This is a genomic window from Bacteroides faecium (assembly GCF_012113595.1).
Lineage (GTDB): Bacteria > Bacteroidota > Bacteroidia > Bacteroidales > Bacteroidaceae > Bacteroides > Bacteroides faecium.
In genome coordinates this window covers 3,194,007-3,213,832 of record NZ_CP050831.1, presented here as the reverse complement: position 1 = coordinate 3,213,832, position 19,826 = coordinate 3,194,007, and the positions used below count along the sequence as shown (strand labels likewise).

Annotated in this window: 10 protein-coding genes; all 10 read right to left on the bottom strand. The window is 42.7% G+C overall.

Annotation, left to right across the window (positions count from 1 at the left end; translation table 11 throughout):
* Nucleotides 1-138: 138 nt before the first annotated feature.
* Nucleotides 139-2,340 carry a beta-glucosidase BglX gene (bglX, locus tag BacF7301_RS11385; RefSeq protein WP_245208478.1) on the bottom strand — a complete coding sequence of 734 codons (2,202 nt, stop codon included), beginning with the start codon at nt 2,338-2,340 and terminating at the stop codon, nt 139-141.
* Nucleotides 2,341-2,375: 35 nt separating this feature from the next.
* A complete protein-coding gene (locus BacF7301_RS11380) occupies nt 2,376-3,317 on the bottom strand; it encodes a glycosyl hydrolase (protein WP_245208446.1) in 942 nt (313 codons plus the stop codon).
* Between the two features lie 8 nt (nt 3,318-3,325).
* Nucleotides 3,326-6,010, bottom strand: coding sequence for a M26 family metallopeptidase (locus BacF7301_RS11375; RefSeq protein ID WP_167962864.1), 2,685 nt, complete (start codon nt 6,008-6,010; stop codon nt 3,326-3,328).
* A gap of 29 nt (nt 6,011-6,039) precedes the next feature.
* Nucleotides 6,040-7,056, bottom strand: a complete 1,017-nt coding sequence (locus tag BacF7301_RS11370; RefSeq protein ID WP_167962862.1) for a hypothetical protein — start codon at nt 7,054-7,056, stop codon at nt 6,040-6,042.
* Between the two features lie 19 nt (nt 7,057-7,075).
* On the bottom strand, nt 7,076-8,731 hold the full coding sequence (locus BacF7301_RS11365; protein ID WP_167962860.1) for a RagB/SusD family nutrient uptake outer membrane protein: 1,656 nt from the start codon (nt 8,729-8,731) through the stop codon (nt 7,076-7,078).
* 15 nt (nt 8,732-8,746) lie between these two features.
* Nucleotides 8,747-11,887 (bottom strand): SusC/RagA family TonB-linked outer membrane protein, encoded by a 3,141-nt coding sequence (locus tag BacF7301_RS11360; RefSeq protein ID WP_245208445.1) that lies wholly within the window; start codon nt 11,885-11,887, stop codon nt 8,747-8,749.
* Between the two features lie 41 nt (nt 11,888-11,928).
* On the bottom strand, nt 11,929-13,752 hold the full coding sequence (locus BacF7301_RS11355; RefSeq protein WP_245208444.1) for a glycoside hydrolase family 2 protein: 1,824 nt from the start codon (nt 13,750-13,752) through the stop codon (nt 11,929-11,931).
* Between the two features lie 23 nt (nt 13,753-13,775).
* Nucleotides 13,776-15,809: a glycoside hydrolase family 2 protein gene (locus BacF7301_RS11350; RefSeq protein WP_167962858.1), complete on the bottom strand. Its 2,034-nt coding sequence runs from the start codon at nt 15,807-15,809 to the stop codon at nt 13,776-13,778.
* 20 nt (nt 15,810-15,829) lie between these two features.
* A complete protein-coding gene (locus BacF7301_RS11345) occupies nt 15,830-16,609 on the bottom strand; it encodes a glycoside hydrolase family 16 protein (protein WP_167962856.1) in 780 nt (259 codons plus the stop codon).
* Nucleotides 16,610-16,790: 181 nt separating this feature from the next.
* Nucleotides 16,791-19,613 carry a helix-turn-helix and ligand-binding sensor domain-containing protein gene (locus BacF7301_RS25935; protein ID WP_245208442.1) on the bottom strand — a complete coding sequence of 941 codons (2,823 nt, stop codon included), beginning with the start codon at nt 19,611-19,613 and terminating at the stop codon, nt 16,791-16,793.
* Nucleotides 19,614-19,826 lie beyond the last annotated feature (213 nt).

Sequence of the window (19,826 nt, the reverse complement as noted above, 5' to 3'; positions counted from 1 at the left end):
TGGTAAGCTAAGAATCACGGCACCTTGACAGAACAATACCGGCATCTTAAAGCAACGTTACCAGCATCCTAACGTTACCCTGCCGGTATCTTGGGGCTGACTTACCTGTATCTCAACTTATTTCTCAAGACACATGAGCTACTCTTCATAAAGAAAACGAGTCGGTGTCCCCGTCTGACTATCTGTAGAAACCCAAACTTGAAACTCTCCGGCTTCCGCCTTCTTCATTTTCGCATTCTGCCAAAATGCTAAATCATCAGAAGTCAATTGAAAACTGACCGTATGAGTTTCACCTGCTTTTACAAACACTTTCTTGAATCCCTTCAATTCACGAACCGGACGAATTAACGAAGCTACCCTATCGCGTATATAAAGTTGCACCACTTCACTGGCATCATAATTCCCTGTATTTGTAATATCACAGGTGACAGTTAATGTATCCCCCTGTTTCAGTTTCCCGGAAGAAAGCCTCACATCGCCATATTGAAATGCCGTATAAGACAGTCCATACCCAAAAGGAAACAAAGGTCTGTCTCCCGCATCCAAATGGTAACTGGTAAAACCGATAGACGTCTGCTTGGCCCCGATTTCAATGTCATCCATCAAAGTGATATTACTTGCAGGACGTCCTGTATTTTTATGTGCATAATAAATAGGGACTTGTCCTACCATGCGCGGTATAGTTACAGGAAGTTTTCCCGAAGGGACGGATTTACCAAATATCAAATCGGCTAAAGCCGGTCCTGCCATTGTGCCACCATGAAAAGCATACAAAATGCCATCCGCCATTTCCGCTTCCCGAGTAATCGCCAGAGGACGCCCCGCCATAACTATCATGACAACAGGTTTTCCTGTCCGTTTCAATGCTGCCAATAATTCGGTCTGCTTGCCTGGCAAATCAATATCCGCCCTGCAACGTGCTTCACCGGATAATATAGCTTCTTCACCCACAAAAGCCAGTACGACATCTGCCTGTTCAGCAGCCTTTACTGCTTTCGCGATTCCTTCTTCACTCTTGTCACGGCTATATTGCAACCCCAGTTCCGCAATTATTTTCACTCGCTTGCCATATAAATCGCGCAAAGCCGCCAAAGGTGTCACAGCCCTTTCCGGCTCTGCATCAAAACACCATGTACCCAACTGGTCAGCCGGAGCATCCGCCAAAGGACCTACTACGGCTATTGTTTTTATGTCTTTCTTTAAAGGCAATACTCCATCGTTTTTCAGCAAAACAGCACTTTCCGCAGCGGCCCATTTTGCCTTATCCAATGCCTTATCAGTATAATAAGGCAATTTCCCTTCAACCTTTGTATAAGGATTGTCAAATAGTCCCAGCCTGAACTTCAGACGAAGGATATTACGAACAGCCTCATCCACTGTTTTTTCACTAACTTCCCCACTCTTCACCAGTTCTTCCAAGTGTTTAGTGTAAGCATAGCCCATCATGTCAATATCTACTGAAGCATTGGCCGCTTTCATAGCCGCTTCTTTTAAATCGGCACAGAAGCCATGGGGAATCATTTGCTGAATAGAGCCCCAATCACTAACCAAAACTCCGTCATAATGCCATTCGTTACGTAAAATCTGTTGATTCAGATAAGGATTTCCGGAAGATGGAATGCCGTTTATATCATTAAAAGAACACATAAAAGTTGCTGCTCCGGCTTTTGCTACGGCTTCAAACGGGGGGAGATAGACATCCCTAAGCAAGACTTCCGGAATCCAGGTTGTATTATAATCTTTACCGGATTCGGATGCCCCATAAGCGGCAAAGTGTTTGGCACAAGCAGCGATACTTGCGGGAGCCGACAAATCCGCCCCTTGAAAACCTTTCACCATGGCTACTCCCATGACAGAAGTCAAGTAAGGATCTTCCCCACAAGACTCAGCGATACGTCCCCACCGGGGATCACGTGATATATCAATCATCGGTGCAAATGTCCAGCGAATCCCCGTAGCACTCGCTTCCACAGCAGCTACCCGGGCACCTTCTTCCGCAACTTCCGGATTCCACGAAGCGGCTTGTCCCAAAGGTATGGGGAAAATAGTCTTAAACCCGTGAATAACATCACGAGCTACGATCAGAGGAATATGCAAACGACTCTCTTCCACAGCTATGCGCTGAAGCTCGTTCACCACATTCACATTCAACTCATTCAAAATCGTCCCGACCTTACCTGTCTTAACTGATTCTTTCATGTTTTTTGAAAGTCCCATGCCTGTCAACTGGTTCATCTGCCCGATCTTTTCCTGTAAAGTCATTTGCGAAACCAGTTCGTCAATTCTCTCCTCAACAGGATTGTTACCCTGACCAAAAGCAGTCAGGGTAAAACAACTCATTGCAAATACAAATATCTTTATTCTCATATACAGCATCATTGTGGCATTGTCATTCCATTGGCAGGAGCAGCGTCGTCATTCGGATGAATCGTTGCATAATAATCTCCCAAAGAAGTCAGTTTACCGTCTTTATCAACTAACATTGAAGTCCACAGGCCTGCCATTGTCGGACTTCCGCTGAACCAAGCATAACGAAAGACTTCATCCATATTCTCATAATCTGTCAGTACCGGCTCTATAAAATTATTACGAATCCACTCTTCTGAGACTTTATTGGTTTCTGGCTTTCCGGACGTCGCGCTGTCATCTCTGGGCGCAAACTCCGTAATCCAAATCTTCTTGCCATAAGTAGAGAATATTTTCTTTACCTGATCTGAATACGTTTTGGGAGATTGCCCCATATAAATATGAAGGGCAATATAATCCATTCGCAGATTCTGGCTTTGCACACCTTTCATAAAGTCATTGAACCATGCAGCTCCGGGCCAGGATACAGCCGGACTTACCAGTTTTATACCCGGGTCAAGCCCGTCCGAAAGTTTCTTCCAGTCTTCCAATGCCTGTTCTACGGTCATATTCCCTTCAGAAGATAAATCCGGTTCATTAAATCCAAGCACATAGAATATCTTTTTCTGGCGATACAAGTCATTCACCATATCAATGTTGGACTGAGTTACGTTCGTATGTCCCCAGAACATCGGAACAAATTCTACATTTTGCGGGGCATATGGGTCCTGACAGCCAGTCAGTCCCCATGTATAATACCAGTTTGCCTTCAGATTTATAATATTCGCCCACCACTGCCCCGTGCTTGTACCCAAGCTAAATCCACAGCCACGCTTATAGATGGTTGCCTTGTTGGAAGAAGTAGCAGTTCCATCTTCATCCGTAAGGTCAGTAATCATTTGGTCTTTGGTGCAAGCACTGAACAAGGTCAGTATGCACATGAATGTAAATATCTTATTTATCCTTTTCATAATTCTTCTCATTTACGTTTATAACCAACATTCTTAAGAGACAGTTTTCCATCTTTCCATTCCCAAACAGTCATATCAAACCCTAATGATTCATACCATGACTGGTTTATCTGACTCGGGGTCACTTTTCCACCGTCCAAGCCTGCCGCATCATCAGTTGCGGAAGAACTTATATCTTCATTGTTCCCGTCGAGAAGTGTGACATTACATGTCCAGTTGTTAGCCAAAGGATCACCCGGATTGCTGCTCACAGTTGCAGGATTGATAGCAGAAATGCGCTGTACCTTAGCACCTTTTATTGTAGCAGACTCTACCACACAACCGTTGGCGGTTCCATTATTCTGATAGTTTCCATTAATTCCGGAAACAGCCTTACCAGTTCCAACGATTCCGGATATTTCAGCATTGCGAACGATACAGTTAGTAGCATACTTTTTATTAGTACCGCATACGCCTGCTGCATTTCCGTTAGAGCCGCTTACCGTATTGCTTACCGAGGCATTTTCAACCAGACAGTTTCGCACATTAACTCCTACTCCGGCAATACCTCCGACATCATTTCCACTCTTCACAGTTCCGGTAAACATACACTCCTCAATCTTCATGTCATTGTTATTGTTGGCTCCGAAAATTCCTCCAACGCCATTAGCTCCGGAAGTAGTAGCGGTAATTGTCATTGAAGAAAGACATCCCTTTATCAAGTCCGGTCCTTCGCCACGCCCTACAATACCGGCGATACGTGTTTTAGAAGCGGTGACAGTCAAAGTTCCTTCCGATGTACAATTGCGTACTATGGCACCACTCCCCGTACCTTTGTTACGACCGGCAATTCCTCCAACCATACCGCAAATGGCTGTCATATCCAAATTTACATAACAGTTTTCAATAACGCCTTGCGCAATATTATCTCCAACAATACCACCCAACAAATCACTAGTATGCGTGCTAGCTATTTTACCGGATACTTCTATATCACGAATTGTTCCTTGATTAATTCCGGCAATTGTTCCGAAAGATTGTGTGGTGGTAATATCTACACCTACAAATTTAAGGTCATGGATAATCCCCTTATTTGTTTTCACAAATCCGGAACTAGCTGTTGTTGCGTTTATCTTCAACCCTGTTACAGCATATCCCTTGCCATCCAAATCGCCTGTAAATTCTGCAACGGGCAGCCACTCACCAGACAGCAGAATATCATTCTGCAAGACAATGTAACTGGAAGGAGCATTTGTCATCATTGCTGCCAACTGTTCTCCATCCGCTACAATATACGGAGAAGCTTCAGAACCATCGCCACCTTCATTCATCCTCTTTGAAGCAATCGTTATCGTCTTTGCCAATGATACGACATTTGAACCGCTTCCGGTCTGCGCCAGTTTCAGTTCAACCGTAATATCACCGCTTTCAAATCCACCATTCGTTATATCGGCAGTAATTTTCCCATTAGAGCTATCGTAGGAAATATTCGCGTTTGTGACATTCTCCAATACATTTACAGATATGTCCATTGGAAGAACATCAAGCAATTCGCTAGCCGACGTATCTCCTATAGTGATATTAATCAGCGTTGGGAAATTCTTACCAACTGTCAAAATACGATTATCTTTTCCATCACCGGAAGCAACCAATACGGCAAGATGATTTTCTCCTTTGACAAGCACATCGTCCGCATTACAGTTCTCCAAAGGCACAGCACTGCTGGCAGCCACTCCGGCAACGATAGTACGTCCTGTTACTTCTCCGCCAAAATTCAGATTCTTCACTTCCGCACCGGCACCTACAACTCCGAAGAAAGCTTGTGAGTCACTTGACGGTGCATTGATATGATATGTAATCCTGTGGTTATCTCCATCCAAAGTACCAGCGAACGGTGATTCGGTCGTTCCTACCGGTGTCCAGTTTGCTTCTATTTCTACATCATCCGTGAGAACAAATGCCTTATCCAAACCGAACTTTAATTTGTTCAATCCGTCGGCATCTGATACTTTATAAGGAGATTCCGCCGTGCCCTCTCCTTCTGTGAATGCACTTACGCTGATTTCTTTCACAATCGGCGTACGGGCTCCGAACGATGCCGTAATCTCCAATGTCCCTGACAATAATTCAGCAGTAGGAGTTAATGTCACTACCCCCTGTCCGGTATTCAAATCCTGTGTAATCTTCACATTCAATCCCTGAATTTCGGAAGCCGTAACCGCAGACATAGTAGGCACAACGGTAAATGGAATTTCAACGACTGACTTCATATGGGTGATTGGGCTGGTTTCCATCTGGAATTCAATACTTCCCGAAGGATCCGTATCTTCAAAGATTACAACAGATACCGTCGTCTCATATTTGTTGCCCATATACTCTACCAATACAGGCAAATACATAATTCCCAATTCAATAGGTACGCCCGTAATCCGCAGTTTCACAGTACCGGTTTTACCATCCAACGGCAAAGAAGTTTTCTCAATACGAATGCCATTCACCTCTTCCGAGCTGAAAGTAGCCGTACCACCTGCCGCATTCACATAAGAGATTGAAGCCTGGCAACTGGAAAGCAATTCTGCCCCCTGCACGAAACTGCCTTCTACGCTGTTATGTTCGGTATCCAGCGCAAAAGATATATAGCGGTTCTCTTCATCCTTGCTACACCCTACTAATAAAATAAGACCCAGCAAATATAACAGTATATTATTTTTCATTTCTATCAATTTTAATAGTCAACATTCGCTTAATTGGCAGGAGCCGTCGCCGCTTCCGGGTCAATCCATCCTTTCCGGATCATCACAATCTGACGGGTAGCTCCGTCCGAGCAACTTTTCCATACTACCATCTTATCGTCCGTTATTGATTTTATCTGATAATTAGCACTCCAATCCGTAAAATAGAAAAGGAACCCGCCATTGCCATCCGCTGTTTTAGGCAACAATAAGGAATAATTGCCTGCACCGTCCTTCAAGATAGTCCATGTCATTTTATCGGGCGGAGTACAACGTACAAGATAATCCCCACAACCGCCGGGATATACAGCCGAGATTTTATCGGCCCGGGTAGTTTTCCATGCAGGATCCGTGACCAGCAGAGAATAAATCCCCGCCCCGGCACTCGGGTTTCCGGCAGCAATCGGATTAGAAGCCGCACAACTGGAACCATTGTTCTCATAAATAAAGGCAGCTCCATCCTTGTCTGTCAGCTTGAAAGTTATTTCATCATCATACATGCCGCCACCAGTCTTGTTGTTGGCACGATTCAAATGTCCTGCTATTTGGGCAGACCAATCACCATTCCCTCCATTATTCAAGGGATTTTTAACCAAATGCCCCGGAAGCAGGGAATCAACCACCCATGTTTTTCCAGCTTCATTATTAATGCCACCCGTCAGTTTCTCATAAATCGGGTCGCTTAATAAATCATAATTACTTTTTATGACAGGAAGGACAATAGAAACCGAATTGGTCTGTCCGCCTTGTCCGAAAGCCTTCAATGTAATTGAATAATTACCGGGGAAAGGAAACTCACCTTTCACGGAACTGACTCCGTCAGCAACTACTCCATTTCCCAAATCCCAAAATCCAATCACATCAGCAGGCGTTGTCTTGAAGGTATATGTATTGGGCTGTTCGCCTGGAACAACAACAATCTTCAAATCTTGAATCGGAGCCTCCAGTCCCATCCGGTCGTCCGGTGAGCAACTGCCCAAAAAAGACAAGGCAACTAGGGCGATATATAAATATTTATTTCTTATCATAGCTTTTCTTCTTTAATGGTTAATATCCCGGATTCTGTTTCAATGAGCCTTTCGACTGGCTGATGTCGTACTGCGGAATCGGCATTAATCCGGCTCTCGCTTTATTGTACGTCACACTAAATTCATTCGATTCGCCATTAGTCAGTGTTCTATCGGCATACTCTTGTCCGCGACGAAGAATATCCCAGTAACGGTGTCCTTCCAGAGACAACTCAAAGATTCTCTCGTTATCAATCATATCCAAAGTCAGTTGGTTTTGGGAGATATTCACACTCCCTGCTCCCATCGCCCTCTCGCGCACACGTTTATAATAATCCAACGCTTTCGCTTTGTCTCCATATAATAATTCCAGTTCGGCTCCCATCAACAGGACATCAGCAAAACGAATCATCGGATAGTTATTCCGGTAATTCAATTCCCGCGTGCCGCCGTAACGAGCGTTATTTGCAGTTAGAGGCGTGAACTTGCGGTTAAAATACCCGGTGTTCTGATATCCTTTTGTATAGTTGAGCCCCTCTCCGTCATTGTCCCCCACAGCAGCCTCAGCATTGATAAAAGTAGCAAGCCGGCGCGGATCGTTTGAATCGAACCTGTCGAAAAGTCTTTTACTTACAGGAGCGAATGACCAGCCGGAAGCATACAGCCCGCTTACATCGCGCATTCCCCAAAGTACAACCGCTTGATTACCTAAACAGCCTTGCCGGTTACTCCAAGAACCCCATTTTGACAAATCGGTGTACTGAATTTCAAAAACTCCTTCTACATTGTTTTTATTGGCGACATCAAACAAAGGCGAAGTTTTGCCGGTTAAAGTAGCTTCTCTGTCATATGCATTTGGCATCAGGCTGTGCCCGCTGTTTTCTATCACATCTTCAATTTGTCCGACAATATCCCGGGCACTGACTCCGGGAAGTTCATTTTGTTGATAATATCCTGTATAGTACAACCATACTCTAGCCAACAAGGATTGGGCTGCTGCACGTGTAACTCTCCCTTTATCGGCAGCAGCCAGTTGCAAGGAAGAAGCCGGAAGACTGTAGTTTCCTTCTGAATCTTTTGCCTGAATAGCTGCCAACAAATCGTCTGCAATCTGTTTATAAATAATTTCCGGTGCCATTTGTACCTGCGCATAATCGGCAGGAGTTATCGGAGTCAAAATCAAAGGCACATTTCCGAATAGGCGAACCAGATCAAAATAATAATTAGCACGCAGGAACAAGGCTTCCGCTTTATATCGGGCTCTCAAATTCTCTTCTGCAAATTTAATTCCGTCAATTTTCACCAATAATTGGTTAGACCGGTAAATGCCCGTAAAGTATTTATTCCACAACGCTTCCGGTGCCGGGTCATTCACACGCATTTCAAAAGTGTTGATACGTCCCGTGGTAGGAATGTCATTGGCATTGGCACCACCGGCATAACAGGCATCTCCCAAGATCTCGCTTACCACCTCAAAAGCACAGTTTTGCGGACTGCCGGAAGCCGTGCTCGGAGCACTCCAATTCAATATATTATAAGCAGATGTCAAAGCTTGGAAAGCATCCTTCTGATCTCTGTAAAAATTCTCGGTCACCTGTGTCATAGGCGGTTCCAAATCCAACAAATCACCACAGGCAGTCGTAAGCCCCAACGTAAACACCAATATAGATGATTTCAATATATTATTTCTATTCATAATCGTATGTTTTTATCAGAATGTTACATTAATACCAAAAGATACTGTGCGAGGATGAGGATATACACCTGAATCAACTCCCGTACTCATCACTCCACCTCCTATTTCAGGATCATAACCTTCGTATTTAGTAAAAGTAAACAAGTTATTTACCGAAGCATAAACCCGCAAGCTCTCGATATAATAGTTCTTCAACAACTTGGTCGTATAGCCCAGCATAATGTTTCTAACTCTGAAATAACTGCCGTCCTTCACATGAAAATCGGATGGTTTACTCCAGGATTGATTCGTATCATTGGTTGTCACACGAGGAATTGAGTTGGACGTCCCTTCCCCATGCCAGCGTCCTAACGCCCATGACTGGTAATTGCTCATTGGCAAATCCATGCGGCGCAATACGCTGAAAATTTTGTTGCCGATTGTTCCGCTCGTATTCACAGTCAAATCAAAGCCCCGGTATTCAAGATTCAGGTTAAATCCATAAGTTACGTCAGGATAAGGATTGCCCAGGTTCTGACGGTCGTTATCGTCAATAACTCCATCATTGTTCGTATCCTGGAAGCGGAAATCACCGGGTTTGGCATCCGGCTGGATAAGTTTCCTGGTTCCGTCTTCATTGGTATGTACATAGGAGTTTATCTCATCTTGATTCTGGAAAATCCCCATTGTCTTATATCCCCAGAAATACGCCATAGGATACCCTTTCTCCATTCTTGTGACAGCACCAGACATACCCTGCACGGTAGTTCCTGCCACAAACCCGGTATAAGTGCCTACGTAAGTCACTTCATTCTTATTATAAGCCATGTTGGCACTTACTGTCATATTCAGTTTGTTGATTCGTTGCTTGTAGCTGACAAAAGCCTCGAAACCTTCATTGCGAACTGATCCCGCATTCATTGTCGGGAAAGTATTTCCGAGGAATAAAGGAGTCGGAGAAGTCAATAACAAGTCTTTGGTATTCTTGCGATAATAATCGAGGTTGACAGTCAGGCAATTGAACAAAGTTGCATCCACTCCGATATTAGTCTGTTCGATTGTTTCCCATTTCAGGTCGGGACTCAAGACCTTGGTAGGAGCAGCACCCGTGGAAATAGCCTGCCCATCAAGCTGGCTTCCGAAAGCATATCCCAAGCCATAAGTGGAAATAGTAGACATGTATTGGAAATCACCTATATTTTCGTTACCATTACGTCCCCAGCTTGCACGCAGTTTCAATGCGTTCAACCAATTGAACTTCGACATAAAACGTTCGTTCATTAAGTTCCATCCGACAGAAACAGATGGAAAAGTACCAAAACGATTGTTGGGTCCGAAACGGGACGAACCATCCCGACGTAAGGTAAAGGTCATCATATACCGATCGTCATAGGAGTAATTGGCGCGACCAAAATAAGAAAGCAGACGTGACGGATTGCGCATACCACCGGATACTCCGGCAGTAGCAGCCGTAGCCATACTCAAATAAGCATACTCCGGATCATCAATAATCAGATCATTGCGATTACCTGACATGAACGTAGCCGAACGGTCGATATAAGAAGTGCCTATCAAAGCGGATATATTATGAACACCATATACGTGTCCCCAATTCAAAACATTCTCATAACTCATAGACCAGGAATTCTCCATACTCTGACTTGCTCCATTGGCGGTCGTATTTCCTGTCGTTGAATTCAGTCTGTACAAAGGAGTATAACCATAGGAGACATTCCATGTACGTTCCGTACCGATAGAAAAACGATATTTAAAGTCTTTCAGAAAGCTGATTTCCGCAAAAGCCGAACCAATCAATTTAAAGTAATTAGAGTTTCCATAGGAATAATGGATACGTGCCACAGGGTTCACTATTTCCTGGGATACATATTTCGATGAACCAAAACCACCATAAAGCGGATCTTCATTCTTTGGATCATACACCGGAGTCAACGGATCCATATTCAATGCACTTACCAACGGGCCTGCCGTCAAACTGTTCTGTGTGACCGACTGCCGCTCTACTTTCGACAAGGATACATTTTCTCCCACTTTCAGATGATCGTCGAAGAAACGCCGTTCTGAATTCAGGTTCACTGTGATACGTTTGAAATTCGATTTCCCTTTTGCTAAAATACCATCCTGATTAAAGTAGGAAGCGGAAGTAAGAAAAGAACCTTTCTGATCTCCTCCGGAGAGGGATACTTGTGCCTGCATCGTAGGAGCATTGCGATAAAGAACAGCTTCCTGCCAATCCGTACCTTTGTTATACCGGGCTATTTGCTCATCTGTAAAGGGTAAAGGCTGTCCCCCATTTTGGGCTGCTTCATTCTGAAGAATACAGTATTCTTTCGCATTCAGCACATCCACTTTCCGGGCAAGGTTCTGGATACCATATGAGAAGTTTGCAGTAACCGATGTTTTACCTTCGCTTCCTTTCTTCGTGGTTACAAGAATAACTCCATTACCACCACGAGCTCCATAAATAGCTGATGATGCGGCATCCTTCAAAACCTCAATAGATTCAATATCCGCTGGATTCAGGTATTCGATATCTCCTACTGCCATTCCGTCAACAATATAAATAGGCTGCGCCGTACCATTCGTCCCGACACCACGGATACGGATAGCAGTCCCCGTTCCCGGCTGTCCGCTATTGGATATAATCTGCACACCCGGAGTCTTTCCTTGCAAAGCGTCGTCCGCACGCATGATACCGGTCATTTCCAGTTCACTTCCCTTGACGGAAGCGATAGCGCCTGTCACCAAGCTTTTCTTCTGCACACCATATCCGACTACCACTACCTCATCCAGCGCCATAGCGTCTTCTTTCAACTTTATATTCAGATGATTGCCCGACGCAGTCAGTTCCTGTTGTGAGTAACCTATATAAGAAACAATAATCACCGGATTCTTAGCCGTAACCATCAATGTGAACTGTCCGTCCAGGTCTGTTATCGCCCCTGTAGTAGTTCCCTTCACTTTCACATTCACGCCAATCAAAGGATCACCCGTTTTGTCATCCACCACCTGACCGGTGATTTTCCGCACTTGTTGCTGTGCACCTTGCGCAGTCAACGTCTCTGTTTTGCTTACCTGCTCTCCCATAGTCTGTTGCAATGGCAACATAGCCAGCAACAGAGAGAAAGAGCATAAACATACATACGACACCTTTTTCATAATACTACTTTTGGTTAATTTATCAAAGAAAATATACTTTATCACTTATTCCGATACCACTCTTGAAGTATATAGAAAGCCTTCTTCTTCTGTCCGCGATTGGAAATCAACCCTTTCCGGTTGAATCCATCCTGAATTTGCGGAAGCAATCGCCTCGGAGAACGGAAATCCATCAATATCCAGGGAGAAATACCCGCTACCGGTGGCATACGTTCATCAATCATTCTCAATGTTTTCCTATATAGTTCTTCCTGATATTCTTCCGTCCAAATCTGTGTCTTATCTCCGTGGTATCCGGCAACTGCGGCACCGCCCATCTCACTGAACACCAAAGGCTTCTCATAATCTACTTCCCAGCGCACACGGTCAATCTTTTCATTTAACCCGTCATACCATCCCAAATATTGATTGCAGGAAATAATGTCCACATATTCGCTCATCCTGTCTTGAATGGAAAGTACCGTAGCCGATTTATCCGAACGTTCCATCGCCATGCTCAATAAACGTGAGTTATCCTTTTCACGGGCAGCTTTCGCCAAATTGGACAAGAAGCGGTCACGGGCATCCCCATGCGGTGTTTCATTGGCTATCGACCAAATGATAACTGCGGCACGGTTCTGGTCACGTTCAATCATTTCCATCAACTGGTTGTGCGCATTCTGATAAGTTCCTTCATTTTCCCATTGGATAGTCCAGTAGACGGGAATCTCCGACCATACCATCAGTCCCATCTTTTCAGCCAGACGAACCATCTTTTCGTTATGGGGATAATGCGCCAGTCTCACATAATTGCAACCCAATTCTTTTGCCCAATTCAATAATGTCAGGTCTTCTTCTTCCGAGCAAATACGGCCGGAACGGAAAGGAGCTTCCTCATGGATGCTGATACCTTTCAGAAATACCGGTTTACCATTGAGAAGAATCTGACGCCCTTTTGTCTCAATCGTACGGAAACCAATTTCATCTACTACTTTATCTGCATTTGTGCTCAAAGATACTCGGTACAAATAGGGATTTTCCGTACTCCATAAGACAGGTTTTGCCTTTATTTCAAAAGAAGCGTAACCTTTCGCATCCGTAGTCAATTCCTTTTTAATCTTCAACTCAGGAATTTCGAGTTGTACTTTTTGCGAAGTTTCTGTTCCGTCCATCTTCACGTAGCCGGTCAATGTATCTTTACTTCCTTTCTTGAGCTGCACACGGTAATTGCTGATATAGGTTCGGGGAACTTCCACCAACATAACGTCACGCGTGATTCCACCGAAGTTAAACCAGTCGCAATTCAATGTCGGCACTCCTTCGGCAGTACGTTTATTGTCCACCTTTACTACCACAAAGTTCTCTCCGTCTTTAATCTGTCCGGTAACTTCCATATTGAAAGGTGTATATCCCCCGATATGCTCGCCAACCTTTGTGCCGTTCAAATACACTTTCGCATCATAATTTACAGCTCCCAAGTAAAGATAGACTCTGTTGTCTGTTTTTTTATAAAGAAATTTATGCTTGAACCACATCGTTCCCTCGTAAAAGAAGAAACGGTCTTCCCATGTATTCCAATCTCCGGGAATGGACATCACAGGTGCGGAATCAAAGTCATATTCCTTGTAAACAGTCACGTTGTCCACCATAGGGTCTTTAAAGAATCCGTTAGGGTCGGGAGTACGGCGATAATTATAATATCCCACTTCCAACTGGTCCAACAGATAACTCCAACTGCCATTCAGTGAAATCGTTTTTCTTCCATACACATTTTGGATTAGAGGATCCAATTTCGGATTACTCTGTGCACATAAATCCTGTCCTAACGGAAACAGCATCCACAACAAGGATGTGAACATCCAAGTTAATTTCAAATAATCTCTCATAGTATCTATATTAGTTTTCTATATTAATTTTCTGATAAATAGTACCAGACAATCTTATCTTCAAGCCACTCATCCCCTTGATAAGCAAAAGCCTCTGCATGATTCACCCCAGGCTTTAATACGACCTTTTCTGATAGATAGATGTGGTTCTCCCCTTTCTTTACTGGAATTTCTTTCCCGTTAAGTTTAAAAATCACTCTTTCGCAATTGGAATAAAGTTTCAGAGTCGTTTCCGGTTGAGTACGATTGACAAACCGCCGCTCACAGATATACACCATCGGCTCCGGATTCCAATTGACTTTATAAAAATAATAGGCATCTTTCTTTATTTGCCTGTCATGAGTAATCAAGCCTTTGTCATTGATTCCCGGCTGATTTCCTTCATTACGACTGTCCGAAGCAAAATCATAAGCAGCCCATACGGAAGTGCTCCACAGATAAGGACGTTGCTGGATGGCTTTCAGGTAGCCTTCATGAAAATAAGTCTGATAACCTTCCGGATGCCAATGTCCGTCGACATCCGGTTTTCCTTTCCCTTCCTGATGATGATACGGATGCGCTCCTGCCCCGTATTCACTAAATCCGATACATCTCTGCGGATATTTCTGATGGAGTTTATCGGCAAATGTCCCTATCTCTTCCACCGTGTTATAATACCATCCGTCATAGCGATTGTTAGAATACACATCTGTGATAAAATTAGTCGGTCTTTCGGAAAACATGGCAGCCAATGTGCTGGGACGAGTCGGGTCTTCCAAGTGTACCAACCTATTCAGTCTTTCAATCAACGGAACCGGATTAGGCCCTTTTCTATAATTTATCTCATTGGAAACTCCCCATACCACTATCGAAGGGTGATTATACAACTGTCGAATCAGACTTTTCAATCCGTTTTCGCAGTTAACGGCAAACTCTTCCGTATCTTTTATCTTATTGATGACGGGAGTCTCTGTCCAACAGATAATTCCTAAAGAATCCAGGTAGCGATAAGTAAAATCACCGTGTTGATAATGAGATAAACGGATATAGTTGCTTCCCATGGCTACTATCCTGTCAATATCTTCTTTGCGTTCGGTATCGCTTACCGCATTCCCTTTATCTCTTCTCTCCTCATGTAGCGATACTCCCCGCAAAGGATATGAATGTCCATTCAGGATGAATCCTTTATCCGGATCAATGGAATAATAGCGGATTCCTAAAGGACAAACATAGTTATCCGTAATCTTCGAACCTATTTTTACCTGTACTTCCGTAGTATATAAATACGGATCTTTCTTACCATTCCACAAATGCGGATGATGCATCCGTAAAATACTTGTAACGGGCATCGTTGCATCGGCTTCAATAGTTACTTCCTGTTTATGCTCTTCCAGTACCTTGCCATCTTGTTCTTTAATCAGAAAAGAAACGATTACTTTTCGAGCCTTTGTTTCCGTATTACGGACTTTCGCAGTAAAAGACAGCGTCGCTTCGTCATTCGTTACTTTATCCTGACGAATATATACACCATCCGACCCATAATCTTCGGCTGTGATATGTACTTTATTCTTTTTAATTAACTCTACGCCACGAGTCAATCCCCCGAAAAAGGTGAAATCGGCAGAAAGAGGGGGAATCGGTAATCCTTCTGCATTACTCACTTTCACCGCTAATTGGTTGGATACGCCATAGCGGACAAACGGAGTGATATCAAACGTAAAAGCTGTGTACCCACCCGAATGTGTACCAACAGATACGCCGTTCAAATATACTTCCGTAAAGTAATTAGCAGCTCCGAAACGTAAATAAATACATTTTCCACGGTCATTCTCATCTATCAAGAGGTCGCGCATATACCAACCTGTACCCCGGTAATAATTGTCGCCACCATCCTGCCCGTCCTGCCCGTTCCAAGTATATGGAAGGGTAATATCAGTCCAGGCCGCTTGCTGAGTAAGTATAGAAAAATCCATGTCGCCTTTGGCAAACTTCCAATGCTCATTGATAGAAATCCGTTGCGCATAAGCAGAACTAAGCAGCGAACAACAGAAAATACAAAAGATATAAATCTGTTTCATAGTATCCAGTACGTTTTTAATTAATTAGAATATACACGTACCCAGTCAATGACAAAGTCTTGTGGAAAGATAGAATTGTCTATTCCCATTTTTCCACCCCAAACACCACCTACTGCCAAGTTGAATAAAATATAATGTGGCTTGTCAAAGGGCCAGTTCTTTGATGTTTTCGTTTCCGGAGCATACACATAGAAAGGTTTTTCAGGGTCATCAATATAAAACTCAATCTTGTCTTTATCCCAATTGATACCATAAATATGAAACCCTTTCTCCAAATCTTTCACTTCCACATGTTTTTTATTAATCGTACCGCCATGACTGGAGCGTGTATGCAGAGCCGAATGTGATACTCCCGGCTGATAACCTACATATTCCATAATATCTATTTCACCACCATCCGGCCAGCCGCCTTCCGACCCGAGCATCCAAAAAGCAGGCCATACTCCCTTGCCTGTAGCCAGTTTCATGCGGGCCTCGATACGTCCATACAAGAAAGTTTGTTTATTCTTAGTTGAAATGCGGGAAGAGGTATAATCTCCTCTTTTCTTGCTCTCACCTACTTTCCTGGCAGTAATGACCAGTTTTCCTTTTTTAAAAGAAATATTATCTGAGGTGTAATTCTGAAGTTCCTTATTTCCCCATCCGTCATTTTGTGAACCGTGCCCCAATGCCATAGTCCAATTACTTTCATCCAATTGTTTGGAGTTAAATTCGTCACTCCATATCAGCCGTTGCTGACTATAAAGAGAGGTGATTTGAAATAACGACAGGCAAACTGCACTAAAAAGAAGTTTTTTCATACTATTACTTTTTTTGGTTGGTGCAAATATAGGAGCGTCCCTTTCACTTCCCAAAAATCAAAGCCCTACAAACACTATACAACCTAAAAAAAGTAAATTGTCACCCCCCTACAATTCCTTGACAGCTAATTTATAAAGCACTATAATTCAATAATATAATCAAAAGCATTCCCCCTACAAATCAATTATTAACGAACGATTTTAATGTGGCGATAACTTCCGTCAAATAATAAGGTAAAGCGACAGATTCGTCCAATTCCAGTTTTTTTCTTAAACGATATTTAGCCATTTCTACGGAAGAAGAAGATACATTCATCAAAGATGCTATTTCTTTCGTACTTAAATTCAAGCGAATATAGGCACATAACCTTAAATCACTATTAGTCAATTTAGGATGTTTCTCTATCAGACGATCAAAGAAGCCATTGCAGGTATTATTAAAATGCTCGGCAAAGTTATCCCATCCACTTTGGTCGTTCAACTGCCGCTCAATATCTTTCACCAAACGCTGTACCTGTTGTCTGGTAGCAGGAGACTGACTTGTATCTATCTCTAATATGGCATCTTTTATCTTTTTAAGGAAGGTATTATTCTGTACGCCTAGCATTGTGATGCTCATTAATTTACTATTCTTATTACCTAATTCTTCCTGAAGACAACTCAACTGATAACGTTCCATTTCCTCTTTCCGCTTTCTTTTCTCATTCAAGCGAATCTTCTCTTCTTTTTTTCTTGTTTGAATGAGTATTACTCTATATATAAGGAATACAATAGCGATAACCAACAAGCCATAAAACAGATAAGCATAAGTAGTGGCATACCACGGTGATGCTATATGCAACATGATTTGATTGGTATCCGAATAAATACCATATCCGTTACTACTCCTTATCTCTAAGGTAAAGTCTCCCGAATGAAGATAAGACAACTGCACGTAACCAACAGAAGAGGTTTCCCATTTGTCGCCACGTTCTACGATACGATATTCCACTTGCTGACCTCTATTCAAAGAAGTGAGCCACAACCGTACCATATTAATATGTGCAGGAATGAAAAGATTACCCTCCTTCAAACTTAAAAGTCGATTTTCCGATTCTCCTACAATTTCCGCTTTCCTTATACGTGGCTGTTTCATAGGCGACTGCCCATTCAATGCGGCAATATTCATGATTCCCAACCCATTCTCCAGTCCAATGGCATAGATACTATCTTGTAGCTGAATAACCTTACGGAATCCTTTGGGGATGAATTTATCTTTCATACGTGCAAAAAGTCCGGCATTCACCATTACTTTATTATAGTTTTTCTGTAAGAGACAGACGCCATCTTCATTGATTTGCCAAAACCTGTCATCAAAAGCCTGAACTTTCAATATATTCCGGTTTATTGCTTCCAGCAAAGTAGCATAATATTCATCGGGTTGAAGTGTATTATTCAACTCATTATATTTATAGACACCTCCTTCGTTATTCATAAAGATAAGACCATTGCCCACCTTTACTAAAAAAGCACGTTTAGATACTGTTGTAGGCACAGTGTATGTTTCAGACTCAACAACAGAGGTATAATCATCATTAAAACGAAGTCGCATATATTCTCTCCTCGAATGAGTAATCCACAAGTTTCCATCTTTATCAAACGCACAGTTCTGCACTAAATCCCCGTAACCGGATATGTTGTTACGAAACATCAGTTTACCATCCTTCATTTCATACAAAGACAGACCTACATAATTCCCACTAATGTAATATCCGGGACGGGAAGGAACCGGAACCAATACATAGACTCCACTATGTTTTATTTCGCGGAACGTGCCATTAAATACGCTGAACAATCCTTTATTATGAGCAACAATCACTTCATCACCTATATTATATAGATTCCAAACCTGTCCTTTGGATTCAGGGACTAATACAAAGTTGACTTGCTTATCCGCTTTGTTTACACGAAAGAGCCCTTTATTAGTGCCGACATACAACTGTTCCTTTTGATTGACCGCACAATAGACGTAGCCGATATTTTCTTTGGGATCAAGCAACAAAGATTCTTCCCTGACACTTTCCTCAATCATCATAATTCCGCCATTCAATCCCAGCCATATATCCCCTTTATTATTTACTCCGACACTTAACACCGTATTCTTCAATCCCATTTGCTCTCCTACCCTTGAAAGAACAGTTCCTTCTTCATCCATTCTGTAAAAGCCGGTATTGCCGGTACCGACCAAATAATCATCTCCCAAACGGCACATGGAAGTAATTCGCATATCTGTTTCGTAAGGTATGCGTTTTTCAATATTCCCTTTTTCATCCAATAATAACGAACCTTTTTCCGAGCTGAAAAGACGAAGCTTGCCGTTACCGTTTAAAGCCATATAAACCGAATAGAAGTTTTCGAGCTGATCTGTTACTACCCGTTTCTCATATCCATCCAGTCGATAAAGATAATTACTCTGTTGTACATACACGTCATCACCAACAATAAACAGGAAATGAAACCTCATCCCATCATCTGCCAAGGGTGTTGTTTTACCAGTTTGTGTGTCATACACTAAAAGCGACAAGGGAGACTCAAAATAAACCAAGTGACTTCCCGGCACTTTGGCTATTTTCCAAAACTCCTGAGTTGGCGCACTTGGAGAATTCTCATATAAAAGAGTGTATTGCAAATTTCCGTATTCATCATATTTCCAATATCCGAATTCATTCACACCGCCACTATACGCTACTTTGTTTTCTTCATCATAAAAGACGCTCCGCATAATACATTCATTCGGAGTGACATATCTCTCCCACCGTACTCCGTCATAAAGCACAATGCCTTCATTAGTCGCAAAATATACATCATCATACTCTCCTTTAGATATACTCCACACCTGCGCATCGCTTTTATATTCAGAAGGAGCATAAAAGCGAACGGGCTTGCTGATTATCTCATTTATAGAGTTCGGGTATAAATTTGCACACCAAAAAAATAAAAAGAATAGCAAGTAAATTCTTATCATACGATTAGATTTAAAATCCAGCGAACTACACACTGACTTGTCTTAAACAAAGGCAAAAATACTCATTCCTGCCTTTTCTACAAATTTCCGGGACGCTTATCTCGATAAAAAAGCTACTGAATCCCAAACAAGTAAAATTTATTTCATAATTTTGCGGATATAAAAGAATGAAGCTATGCCAGATTATGATTTAATTGCCATACTCGGGCTATA